Consider the following 12754-nt stretch of genomic DNA (forward strand, 5'->3'; position numbering starts at 1 on the left):
CCCAAAAACAAAATCACGGGGATACCGCAAAGTCTGTAGATAATTCATCTACTTCTGCAGCACCCCCGCCTTCTCATCTATACGCTCTTAAATCCATACTCCACATAACTCTCGCCCCACCGGACATGAAACAAATAATAATATCCTTTCTGTACTCCCGTGAGATACCATTTATCGCCGCGTTTTTCTACATTGACATTCTCGCCTTCTTCGCCGGCATCACTTTCCTTATCCGCGCTCCAGCGGCTTACGGTAATTTCTTCCGCCTCTTTCCCAGGAAGAAGCTCTATTTCTTCCACATAATCCGGAAGTTTAATTTCTTCAATCTCATTCCATTCTGTGATAAAGGGAGTATCTGCAATCTCAGACTTCATCTGCCCGTCGGCATCTGTCCATTTCCAGTGATAGCCGCCCTGGGTAAGCCATACGGTGCTGGCCATCCCATTCCCCATATACGACGCCTGCATAATCGGCTTCTCAGACGGATCAGGTTCTGAATAAAATCCTGCTGCCTGCTCTTTATATTTCTGTATACATGCTTTCCTTTCTTCCTCATTTGCTTTCTTTGTCACTTCTACCCCAAAAATCCTCGCATACTGACCCGGATAAGTCTCCAATGCCACGCCGTCCGTCATAACAGTTACCTGATCCCCCGTATCCAGTTCACTCTCTGCAATCGGCCTGCCATCCACGCCGTAAATCTTCCCTTCCTCTATTCCATCAAGAAAGTAAGGCATATCATTCTCCAACTCAAACATTACATAACTGCCGTCGTCTTCACTCAAACGGTATATCACTCCCGAAACCGGAATCTGGGCCATCTCCGTTTCTTCTATCTCCGGCATTTCCGTTCTCTCATCCCCTTTTCCCGTCTCAAAAATTTCATGCGTATCTTTTCCGGCCTCTGAAGCTTCTATTTCCCCATTTACTTTCCCTCCAGGTTCCGGCGTCTGTATATCATCTCTTTGCCATCCGATTTTCCATGCGGCGGCCACACACACCGCCGCCAGAATCAGTGTAAACACCGCCATCCGTTTTCTTCCTCTATTCATACGTCAGTCCTCCAGTTTTTTCAAATCCACGCTCCATATCAAACGCTTCTATGCCATTGCTGCCAGAAAGATAAAATGTCTGACCGATATAGAGCCCTCTTGTTCCATTTCCATATACTTCAAATTCTTCTTTATCCTTCAGCTCATACAGAAACTCATTGACAAATCCTTTTTCCCCATCATAAGAAAATACCAGATAGTTTTCCTCGCATTCAAATCCAAAAATATTTTTTTCCGGGTTAATCATAATCGCCTTATAATTGTAAATTCCCGGGCAATGGTAGTTATCTTTCAATACGTATTTGTCAATTTCTTTCACATCCGACGGATCTGAAATATCAAACATAGATACCTTAATCCCTTTATATTCTCCCGTTTCGGGGTCCACTTCATTCCCAATTCCCAGTAATTTATTTTCGCCATAGAAATGTAGATATGCGGAAAACCCTGTGACTTTCAGTTCCCCTAATATCTTCGGCTCTTTCGGGCTGCTTAAATCCACGGAAAACAAAGGATCTGTATCCCTAAACGTCACAAAATATCCAATATCACCCAAAAACCTTGCCGAGCGGATGCTTTCTCCCGGCGCCAGATTCTCGATTTTACCATAAACGTCAAGATTCTCATCCAGCACGTACAGGTTTGTCAGCTCTTCGTCATTGTTCCAATCCGTCGCCACTACCCGGAGATAGCCTTCATGCTCATTCATAGAAAAAGTATCATTTAGATATCCCCTGATATCTCCCGCCGCTGCCGGTTTGATTTTCCCATCCCGATAGCTGAATTTTAAAATCTGCGTGTAATCCCTCCCATTTTCATAATGGGAGCTGATGCCGTAAATATTTTCCGTACTCACATAGAACCTGTCTGCCGCAGATACGATAGCCTTATGGTCTACCACCTTTTCCGGCTGCTTTACATCCACCGAAGCAATCACAAGATAACCTGCCTGGTCTGCGTATTCCGGCAAATAAATATCTTCCAGAGGCATTACCCCGCCTGATACCCTCGGCATAATAGTGCTGCTTTCCTGCGTATCCTTGATGATTGGCGTATATTCTGTAAATACATACAGCATATCCCCATTCTTCCTGGAAGTTTTATAGTATCCCTCCTGTTCTGTATAACCTGACAGTTTCGGCGTTTCCTTTTCATGAATATCATAGGTATAAACTCTGGTATAACTCTTCCTGTCTATAAAATAGACGTCCTCCTCCTGCTCATCTATAGAAGCTTCATTCCCTGTGGCAATAAGGTTCAGCACATTGCCATCCAGGTACATTTCGTGTACTTCCTCATCTCTTTCAGGAAGGGAAATCTCGCTTATTTTTTCAAGGTTCTCCCCTTCCGCCTTTATAATGCGCACCGTACTGCCATACAGCGCATAAATATAGTTTCCGTCAGTTTTTACAATATCTCCTTCATCCACTCCAACTTCCTGAAGGTTCGTCTGCGAATAGTCCCCATTGTTGGCAGCTGTGCTCTCCATGCTGCTTTCCGCGTCCTCTGCGGGCGCGCTGTCCATTGGAACTGCTCCCTCTTCTTTCATCATATCTCCCGTCAGGGCTCCATAGCCCATATCCCGGCTCATTGCCTGGTTCATATCTGCCAATGCAAGATACAGCTCCTCTTCGCTTGAAACATGCGGAATCACCCCGGCTCCATCTGCCGCTGCGTCTGTTTTCTCCGGCGCTCCTGTTTCCTTTACATATTCCTCCAAACCGGCTGCCTCTGTATATCCCGCCGCCTCTGTGGACCCCTCCATCTGCGGCCTGTCCTCCTGCTGCATTCCGATATGGTTAATCTGCCACAGGGCCACCAGTGCAATCAGCGCTGCGGCTGCAGCCGCTCCCGCCCGGTATAAAGGAATTTTTCTTCTTTTCTGTTCTTTTTCTTTCAAGATATCTTCCATAAATTCCGGTTTTAGGGATTCCGGTACGTCTATCGGTTCCGCCGATTTCTTAATCCGCTCTAACATCTTCTTTTCATCCATTGCTGCTCCTCCTCTCTATCTCTCCAGGCAAGCTTCCATCTTCTTTAAGGCGCGGCTCTGCTTCGAACGAACGGTATTACTGCTCATATGCAGCGCCTTTCCTATCTCCCTGCTCGTATATCCGCCAAAAATATTCATAGCCAAAATCATTCTCTCCTCATCAGACAGCTCTGCAAACGCCCGCCGCACATCCATATCCCTGCAGATATCCCTGGAATCCTCAGCTAAATCGAGCGGCAATTCCACCGTCTTGTCCATATACTGACGCAGCCTGCGGCGGCACTTATTGGCAAGAATGCGAAAAATCCACGCCGTAAAAGATTCTGCTCTCCGAAGCCCCCTGATGCCTTTCCATGCATCTGCTACCGTATCACTCACCACATCCTCCGCATCATGGATATTTTTCAGCGTATATAGTGCAAAACGATATAAATCCCGGTAAACTTCCTGATACAACAAGGAAAATGCCTCTACATTTCCTGCTTTTGCCTTCTGAACAAGCTCCAAACCCTGTTCCATAGACCCACCTCCCGTTTCCTCTGCATGCATTCAAATCTGAAATCTCAGTTATATATACAGTGTCCCATATTTCGTAAACTGTTGCAAGCATTTGAAAAAACACAATATATTACTATTACTAAATTATTATTAATCTTTTCTTGTGAGAATTTTTGTGATATTATAAAAATATCACAATCAAGGCGGAAATTCTTTATAATTTCTATTTTTTTAACATTTAAGGAGGTTTTGTTATGAAAAGAAAACTGTCACTATTTATCATCGGGATAATGCTGTCAGCCTTTATCCCCGCAAGCGCCCTGGCTGCCCAAACTCCGGCAACGGATGCGCCGCCCTCTGCAGCACTGGAAACCGCAGACAATACATCCGGCGTACACGTAACTTTTACAACTCAAAAAACGTCCTATAATCCTTTCGATTTAAAGGAACTGAGCAGCGAATCTATTACTGTCACTTATGAAGATGGGGGAGAGTACGAACTGAATGGCTGGTACCCTGGAAGCGTATTTCTGGAAGGTCAGGAATGTTATGCACTATGCTTAAATGACGACTTATCATATGAATACGAAAAAGATTTCTTTATTATCTTTAAAGATGCGAACGGTTCACCCTCCCCCCCTTCTATTATACCCGTCCATTTAGGCAATTGCAGCCTTTCTCTGTACGAAGGAGAATTCATCTACGATGAAGAATTGGAAGAGCGCGTACCGTACATATATCCGCATACTTTCTTAGGTGAAAAAGAAATTTCCTTTGATTTGCCTGAAACTATCGAAACACTGGTTCCGACTGACGAAAAAGAAGCTGTCTTTCCAAAAGAAAGTTCCAGCCACGTCTACTCTTTTACGCCCAATGCCGACACCGAAGGTGTCTATAATTTCTGTGCCTCCGGAAACCTTGACTGGAAAGAAAGCGCCCTGTTTAGCTATGATAGCGCTTCCGGACTTTTGATTCCTGAATGTACGGCGCAGATTCCCCCTTCAAATGACAGCTATGACCGGCCTCTTTTCATGGGAAGCACCTTTTCAGCAAATAAAACTTACTATTTCGTCCTTAATTATGAAAAGGATTTTTACGACGAACCCTCTGAAGATATTCCATACCGGGTTCACTTTAAAAAATCCCTGCCTGTAACAGATATCCAATTAGACACTCCTCCCATTTACACAAAAGTCCCCGCAACCTCACATCCAGTGCAGTTCGCAGAAGGAATGGTTGTAAAATTAACCTATTCTGACGGTTCTTCTGAAAAAGTGGAAATGGGTACAGGATCAACCCCCGGAGGACTGGATTCCTATGGAAATAAAGTTCTTCTGTCTATATATGACGAAACAGGCGAGACTCTTGAAAGAGAAGAAGACTGGGATTACTCTTTGGATGCAGGAAAATACCTGCTCACGGCTGAGGTAAACAGCTGCCCCAAAAGGCTTTCTGTCCCAATAGAAGTCATCCCTTTAGAAGAAGCTGCCGCAGATCACAAATTTCCTGAAAATGGAAACAGCATTTCCATGCCCGCATTAAAAGACCTTGAATGCGGATGCGTACTTTTCACACCAAAAGCAGATGGTTCTTATATTTTTACATCCACCGGTATGCTTGATATATACAGGTGTTCTGTTTATGATATAGAAGAACAGCAGGAACTCGAAACTTCGTATAATTATGGCGAAAATTACTGCTTTCAGGCATCCCTGCAGGGCGGGAAGTCCTATGTACTGATGCTGTATCTGGAAGAAGGTGGTCCCGCTTTTACCCTTACCGCCGAACGGGCCAAATCCATTGATCCCGACAGCCTCCGGTTGATTATAAAGAATAACAATCCCAACAGATTCACATCTGACTACGGATGGTATGAGGAGGATTTCGCTGTAGAATTTTCCTATACAGGCGAGACTGAAAAGATTCTCCTGAGAAGTTGGGAACGGGATATTTACAGTAATGGCTTTGATTTCTATGTCGAACACGAAGACGGCCCGATCCTGCTAAGTGACTTTAGCTGGGAAAACGGTACCTATCAAATTTTTGCCGCCTTGGAAAACGATAGTTCTATCCGCTCTCAATCTGTAACGGTTACATTTGCTGAAACAATCCCGGACTACAATTCCCTTCCTGTTTTGAAGGAAAATACGGAAATAACGCTCAAAGATTTAGACGGTGAAAAGATGTATCTGTTTACTCCTGCATCCGATGGACATTATAAGCTGTCTTCCGATACATTCCTTATGTGGACTGTTTGCCAGGTAACAGATAATCGTCTGGATTATTTGGCAAACAGTCGTAGTAACGCTTCTGCCTTTTTGGAAAAAGGAAAGCGCTATATCATTTATGCTTCCTGCTCTGAAGGGACAGCCTCTACAAAGATTTTAAAAATGACCTCTCTGCGCGCAGGACAGCCTTTGGAATTCTCTCTTGCCCGGAACGCAAGTGATGACTTTCTTGGCATTGAAGAAGATTTCCTGTTTGTACCGGAAGAAAGCGGGAATTACTACGTTCACATAGAATGCCTAAGCCAGACGGAAGATTATATTTGGATGGAAGTCAAAAATCAGGGCGACTGCCTGGATTATATCGAAGGCTGGAGAGATATATGGTCAGATCTTCATATGGACAAAGGAACTCCTTACCAGATTCAGTTCCATTCCGTATATCCTACTCCTGAGCGTTATCGGATAAGCATTATACACCGCTCAAAGGTTCCCCAGGTAACTGCTATGGAAGTCGTAAATAAGAAATCCACAGACGGGTATCTGGCAGGTTTCGGCGAGATATATGCCGAAGAATTTGTTGACGTAAAGCTCACTTATCAAAATGGCGGCAGCACAATCCTTCCCGCCGGAAAATACGATGCTTACGGAAACAGAACCAGCCTCTCCCTATCTGAATCTACTTGGGATGAACACGGCGTAACACAGGACTATAACCTTGAACTTTACACCTCTTTTCTGCCTGACGGCGAAAACGAACCTGGCGATGAAGACGGGTCTTATGAAACACCTTCTATGTCGATACCTGTACAGCTTCAGTTTAGTTCAGATATTTCTTCCCTAAAAGAAATAGAAGAGGGACGTTCTCTGTGCAAAACCAGCGACAAAAACGTAGAATACTACCTGTTTCGGCCAAAAACTGACGGAACCTATTCCTTTGACACCGATAACGGATATATTCGATCCGGAGAATTAAATGATTCGGAGATAGATCTGTTCTATAGTTATGGTTATAATAACCTTAAGACAGGACACACCTACATTATAGAAGCAAACCGGAAATTATATGGCAAAACGTCCCAAGCCTATGATATGCAGGCCTCAGAATACTATCTGGATGTTACACGTCACAAAAATGTAACGAAACTGGAGCTCTTAAATCCTCCAAACCCATTTGTATCTCCTTATCAGAACCCGGGAGCAGGCGCTAGGATAAAAGCCGTCTACGAAGACGGAACAGAAGCAATCATAACCTGTCAATCCGAAAAAGACCCCTTTGGAAACTATCTAAGTTATACATATCAGGTAATTTCCAATGAAAAAGCGCGTGTGCGTATCTCTCTTGGTGGGAAATATACATTTTGTGAAGTTTCCAGGCTTCCCGTCAGTTCGCTGCCAAAGCTTACTCTCGGAAAAGCTTCGGAACTCACAACTACAGCACTAGGTGAAAAATACGGTTTCGGCACAGGGACTGTCGCCTTATTTGTTCCTCAGAAAAACGGCATTTACAAATTTGATGCAGCCTATACCGGAAAGCAAAAAGAAAAACCTTCAATATTTATTTACGACGCAGAAACAGAAAGCCTTGTCGAAAACTGGGAAACGCTGCTGGCCGGACATACTTATGTCATCTGTGCAAGCTGTTCTGAATGGTCCATCGAACAAAGCGTGCAAATGTCCGTATCTGAGCGTTCTTCCGAAACTGTAAATCCCTGCGCTTCAGGACATACCTGGAACAGCGGAACTGTCACAAAACATCCCACCGCTCTCGCTGCAGGAATCCGTACCTTCCGCTGTTCTGCCTGCGGCGCCCAGAAAACAGAAACAATCGCCAAGCTGACGCCTACCCTGTCCGTCAACGCAAAGAAACTGCCTTTGAAAATCAGGCAGTCCACAAGCAAACTAAAAGTAAGCAACCTGGCCGCCGGCGATTACGTCGTATCCTACGCCTCCAGCAATCCTAAAATCGCAAAGGTAAGCAAGTCAGGAAAAATTACCGCAGGAAAGAAAGCCGGGAAAGCAATTATCACAATTACCCTTGCCAGCGGAAAGAAAGAAAAGATAACTGTCCAGGTACAGAAAAAAGCAGTAAAAACACAGAAGATTTCAGGGCTTAACAAAAAGCTTTCCCTGAAAAAAGGAAAAAAAGCCGCCCTGAAACCAGTGATTACCCCGATTACATCTCTCGAAAAAGTGACCTACCGGACTTCCAACAAAAAGGTAGCCACGGTAAATAAAAAAGGAGTTATCCAGGCGAAAAAGCCCGGAAAAGCAAAGATTACCGTAAAATCAGGCAAAAAGAAATTCACTGTGACCCTCACGGTAAAGAAGTAAGCACAATCTCACCGCTGTCTATTTAAGCACGGTTAAAATTCAGGGGATGTCGGAACATGATACCATTTGCCCAATATATCACAGGCAAGCTACATGCTCCGGCATCCCCTGTCTCTTTTAATATCTGTTAAAACATGCGAAAATCTCCTGCACCCTCGGCATCGCAAGCCCGGAAGGCACATTCCCTCCGTCACATATGCCAGACAGACCTTTTGCTTTTAAAATGCGCTCCAAGGCTTTCACTACGCTTCCCACATCATTTTTCCCCTCGCCGTAATGCTCCTTCGCATAGCGCAGCAGATATGCAAGGCTCTGTGTCTGCTCTTCATCCACCAGTTGTTCCACATAGCGCAGATCCAGATTTTCTTTTCCGATAGAAAATGCCGTCTTTCCCATCCGCTTAATTTTCAGCCTTTCTTTCACATAACCGTCTCCCCGGTAAGTCTTCCGCTTCTGGACAGAACCGGATAAATCTATCACCCTCTTGCCCGACGGCAGATGGAAATCCGGCGCGCTCACTGCCGGAGCAGGATAATTCTCAAGAATTTTCTTCGTTTCATCCGTAATATCTACCGCCTGATAAGAGTCCATCTGGATAATTTTATCTGCAATATAGAAATAAGACCCGCAGCTTCCCACTACCAGAATCGTAGAAATCCCCGCCTGTGTGTATAAATCCGACGCCCTCTCCAAAAACGGGGTGATTGGTTCCTTCTCTCTGGCAACGACCCTCTGCATCAGCTCATCCCTCACCATAAAGTTCGTAGCAGAGGTATCCTCGTCAATCAACAGCAGTTTACTTCCCGCTTCCAGCCCTTCCACGATATTTGCCGCCTGCGAGGTACTTCCACTGGCGTCCAGAGTGCAGAAGCACTTCGTATCCTTTCCATTCGGAAGATGATTGATAAACAGGGAAATATCCGTATTCGTTATTTTTCTGCCATCCTCCGCCCGGAGCTTCAGTGCAGTCTCCTCCGTAATCACATACTCCCTTCCGTCCCCGGCGATATGATTATACACGCCTCTCTCCAAAGCCTTCAAAAGCGTTGATTTTCCGTGATATCCGCCGCCTGCAATTAGCGTAATGCCCTTTTTAATTCCCATTCCCCGCAGCGCGCCCTTGTGTGGAAGCTCAAGTATCACAGCCATCGTTTCAGGCGCTTTAAAAGGCACGCCGCCTTTCAGCGGCCTGTCAGACACGCCGCTCTCGCGGGGGAGTACAGAACCATCCGCAAGAAACGCCACCATATCCCGTCTTTTCAGCTCCTCCCGGATATACTGCTGGTCTTCCGCCAAAAAAATCACTTTTTCCAGTTCCTGCTTCGGCGTCTTTCCATAGTATAGGCTCTGTTCCACGCACACTGGAATAAAGTCAAATAAAATTTTTTCCAGCTCCGTAGCGTTTATCGTACGTCCATTCGCCGGAAATCCTACCTCAAAGCGCACGATAACTCCATCCGATGCAATCTCACATGCCGTCCGCTCCAGAACCTCCTGTCCACAGCGGCTTACCGTAATGATACCGCTCTTCCCCGATCCCTTTGCCTGAAAGCAGAATTTATCCGCCTGTCTGTGAAAACGCCTGATTAAGTAATCCTCCAGCGCCGTCTGGTTCCATTTCGTCCCATAGTATTCTGCCGGAAACCCCGCGATTTTATGGTTTACCTTCACACTCAGCCTTGATGGCGCTGCAAACGGGTCTCCCTGCACATGCTCAATATTCAAAATATACTTTCCAAATGTATAGCTCCCTGCCAGAGACTTATAGGCAGGATAACTTTTACGGTTAATTGCCCGCAGGCTGAACCGCAAATCTTCCGATGTTTTCATAAAGTACCTCCTCAATCGCTTGTCCTTTTGCATATCGATTATACCTTATTTTATCAGTTTCTTCCACCCCCAATGCATTCGAAGATAGATTATCTCTTTTGTATCCAAAATGTATCGGCAAGCAATAGCCAGTTTGCCCGAAACAGTCTCATAATCTGCCAGTATCCGCATCCTCTCAAGCCATATTCCGTGATTAGTGCAAATTTCTCCCTCAAGCTTCTCACATCCTCAAACCATACCTCATGCTGTATTCCCCCTGTCCAGTATTGAAAATAGGGAGACGCCGCCACAGGGTCAAACTGAATCTGCGCACCGTTTCGAATAGCAATCTGCACCGCCTCCACATTTCCAATCGTTACTGCTTCCGTAACCCCTCGTTCAAAAGGAAGCGGCCAGTCATACCCGTAATTTGGAATCCCCAGCATAATCTTTTCCGGTATAATCTCTGTTACCGCATAATCCAGAACACGGCGTACCATATTCAAAGGCGCTACAGCCATATTGGGGCCGTATTTATACCCCCATTCATACGTCATCAACAATACATGATTTGCCGCCTCTCCCAACGCGCGATAATCTTTCCCTTCATAGAGAAGTCCCTGTTGGTCAGCAGAAGTCTTTGGAGCCAGCGCCACAGATACCTGATATCCCCGCGCATTCATGCGCTCCGCCGCCTCCGCTACAAAAGCTGTGAAAGCATCCCTATCCTCCGCTTTGATATATTCAAAATCAATATCCAGTCCCCCATATCCTTTCTGTTCCATCACCTGCGCAAGCTGAAGAAAGAGCCTCTCTTTTGCTTCCGGATTATTGACAACCGCACTAATCAGATTATTGTTAAACTGTCCGTCCGCTCCAAAAGGCGTCAGTGTCAAAACAGGAAGCGCCCCTTCCTGCTCCGCCCGCCGTATCATCCATACATCATCACTTGGCGGCGGCAAAAGATAACCTTCTTCTGAAAATCCATATGAAAAAACAGAAAGCTCTGTAAGATATGGAAGGGTCTGCTCTAACACCCAGGGGCTGATATAGGTATAAGCATACCCATTAGCCACGATCACTCTCCTTTCCTCCTGATTCGGTGCGTCAGGTATAAGGAGCGCCTGGCCAATGGCAAGTTGATACGGATATACAAGCTGATTCGCATAGATTAGGGACTCTGACGGCACTCCGTATCGTGTGGAAATCTCATCAACATTATCACCCGGAACTACTACATAAATCTGCATTCACGCCTCCTGTATTTATTTTATCCATCTTACGATTCAAGCCTTTTATGAAACATATGCCTTACTTCACCGTAAAAGACATCTTCCGGTAAAAACAGAAGCGTATTCATATTGAACCAAACTCGTACAATCCCACTTGATTAGTACATGTCATTTATTATTCTCACTATAAAACTTCCGGAGATACTTTACATTAATATTTCCGCTATCGCAATAACAGCCCTTTTATTCAAAGAGTTACGCGATTGTCTATGTATTGCCCAATCAATCTCTTCAAATGATTCCAAAACCACATCACTATGTATATGGCTATCACTATTTAATATTAATACATAACCGTCAATCCACACATTAATTCCGTAATATTTTAATAATCGGGACAGTATATATACTTGGCGTTTAACTTGCTTAATTGGATTACGAACCTGCTTTTCATAGACATTTCCACCCCTGCTAACTTTATATTTTGTCCATTCATAATCCTCCTCTTCTCCTATTAACGTTCCGCTATAATTCTTCACTTCAATGATAAATACACCCCTGCTATTAATAATAACATTATCTAATTCCGTTGATTTACCTTCATGGTTAATGCAAATATTAGCAAGCAATATATCATCTTCTTTCAAAACTTGCTTTATAATTCGAGCTGCCTCTTTTTCTCCTTCTTTCCCTGCCGTAACTCTTGGTGATTCATACTCCCTGTCCCACAATACCATTATTAAAATAACAATAATAATAATGCCGCCACATATAAATATCCAGTTTATACCCATAATTTATCTTTCTCGCCTCATATATACAAATTCTTTGGAAAATTACAATTCTTGTATCAAAACCGTTCTTCTATAAGCCCATGATGCCTGATTAACATACTCACAAAAAAATACCTCAAATTCTAAAAATCTAATATCTTCAGTATTTTTATTAAATGTCTGATATCACATGGATACAGGCATTTCTAAGGCTGCTTCAAATGTTCCGAACCATACTTAACAACAATACAGAGCTGTCCAACGATAAAATCGACGAACTGGTTAATACATTTATGAATACATTACCTGCCTTGCTGAAAGCGCAGCTTCAAGCAGCTGTGATTTTAGATTTTATGTATCATTCGCTTTGAGGTCACAACTTGTGACCTCAAATGCTTTTTCTCGACAATTTCATTATATCATGCCGCAGACGACAAAAACATTAACTGGACAACTTCGGGAACTGGAAGAACAAGGAATCGTTATAAGAAAAGTTTTTCCAGAAGTCCCTCCTAAAGTTGAATACTCTTTAAGTGAAATAGGCACAACCCTTAACCCCATTTTATCGCAGCTATGTGATTGAGGAAAGACATATCATGCTTACCCATTTGCAGTAATTACTTACAATTTTTCATAATGAACTAACTCATTTAAAGAAATACGCTGCGACTGATGTCGTTCTGGGTCAGCAGGATTACCATTTGCATATCCTATTGCTAAAATATTGATTGGCTCTAGGGTATCTGGAAGCCTAAACTCCTGTCCATGCTTTTGTATGTTCAGAACAAATAATGATTGCCAGAGGTGCTCCATAAATGTTTGCCGCCTTTCCGATTTT

8 protein-coding genes and 2 pseudogenes are annotated in these 12754 nt (G+C 44.1%); 3 read left to right on the forward strand and 7 right to left on the reverse strand.

Annotation, left to right across the window (positions count from 1 at the left end; all coding sequences use genetic code 11):
- Positions 1–77: 77 nt before the first annotated feature.
- Genes NFR99_RS06635 through NFR99_RS06645 form a run of 3 tightly spaced genes read right to left on the reverse strand, consistent with a single transcriptional unit; the run spans position 78 to position 3564 of the window.
- A complete protein-coding gene (locus tag NFR99_RS06635) occupies positions 78–1052 on the reverse strand; it encodes a hypothetical protein (protein ID WP_120482806.1) in 975 nt (324 codons plus the stop codon).
- Positions 1045–3045 (reverse strand): beta-propeller domain-containing protein, encoded by a 2001-nt coding sequence (locus NFR99_RS06640; RefSeq protein WP_251353259.1) that lies wholly within the window; start codon positions 3043–3045, stop codon positions 1045–1047. The genes NFR99_RS06635 and NFR99_RS06640 overlap by 8 nt, the downstream gene beginning before the upstream one ends.
- Positions 3046–3060: 15 nt before the next feature.
- Complete coding sequence (locus tag NFR99_RS06645) at positions 3061–3564, reverse strand: RNA polymerase sigma factor (RefSeq protein ID WP_120482810.1); 504 nt, start codon at positions 3562–3564, stop codon at positions 3061–3063.
- A gap of 233 nt (positions 3565–3797) precedes the next feature.
- On the opposite strand from NFR99_RS06645, the gene NFR99_RS06650 reads away from it, so the two are divergent.
- Entirely contained in the window at positions 3798–8102 is a 4305-nt protein-coding gene (locus tag NFR99_RS06650) for an Ig-like domain-containing protein (RefSeq protein WP_251353260.1), read from the forward strand.
- Positions 8103–8219: 117 nt separating this feature from the next.
- Here NFR99_RS06650 and NFR99_RS06655 read toward each other — a convergent pair whose 3' ends face one another.
- From NFR99_RS06655 to NFR99_RS06665, 3 genes are all read right to left on the reverse strand, one after another.
- Positions 8220–9932, reverse strand: a complete 1713-nt coding sequence (locus tag NFR99_RS06655; RefSeq protein WP_251353261.1) for an ABC-ATPase domain-containing protein — start codon at positions 9930–9932, stop codon at positions 8220–8222.
- A gap of 89 nt (positions 9933–10021) precedes the next feature.
- A complete protein-coding gene (locus tag NFR99_RS06660) occupies positions 10022–11161 on the reverse strand; it encodes a glycosyl hydrolase family 18 protein (RefSeq protein WP_120482817.1) in 1140 nt (379 codons plus the stop codon).
- A gap of 188 nt (positions 11162–11349) precedes the next feature.
- The gene (locus NFR99_RS06665) at positions 11350–11937 is read right to left on the reverse strand and encodes a nuclease-related domain-containing protein (protein WP_251353262.1); all 588 of its coding nucleotides are present in this window, start codon (positions 11935–11937) and stop codon (positions 11350–11352) included.
- A gap of 155 nt (positions 11938–12092) precedes the next feature.
- Here NFR99_RS06665 and NFR99_RS15675 point away from each other — a divergent pair.
- Together NFR99_RS15675 and NFR99_RS06670 are read left to right on the forward strand one after the other, a co-directional pair.
- A pseudogene (locus NFR99_RS15675) lies at positions 12093–12287 on the forward strand (hypothetical protein); the annotation flags it as partial.
- 11 nt (positions 12288–12298) lie between these two features.
- Entirely contained in the window at positions 12299–12499 is a 201-nt protein-coding gene (locus tag NFR99_RS06670; RefSeq protein ID WP_277613455.1) for a winged helix-turn-helix transcriptional regulator, read from the forward strand.
- A 38-nt stretch (positions 12500–12537) separates the two neighbouring features.
- On the opposite strand, the pseudogene NFR99_RS06675 reads toward NFR99_RS06670, so the two are convergent.
- A pseudogene (locus NFR99_RS06675) lies at positions 12538–12754 on the reverse strand (nitroreductase family protein); the annotation flags it as partial.

Source organism: Hominisplanchenecus murintestinalis, from assembly GCF_943193015.1.
Lineage (GTDB): Bacteria > Bacillota > Clostridia > Lachnospirales > Lachnospiraceae > Hominisplanchenecus_A > Hominisplanchenecus_A murintestinalis.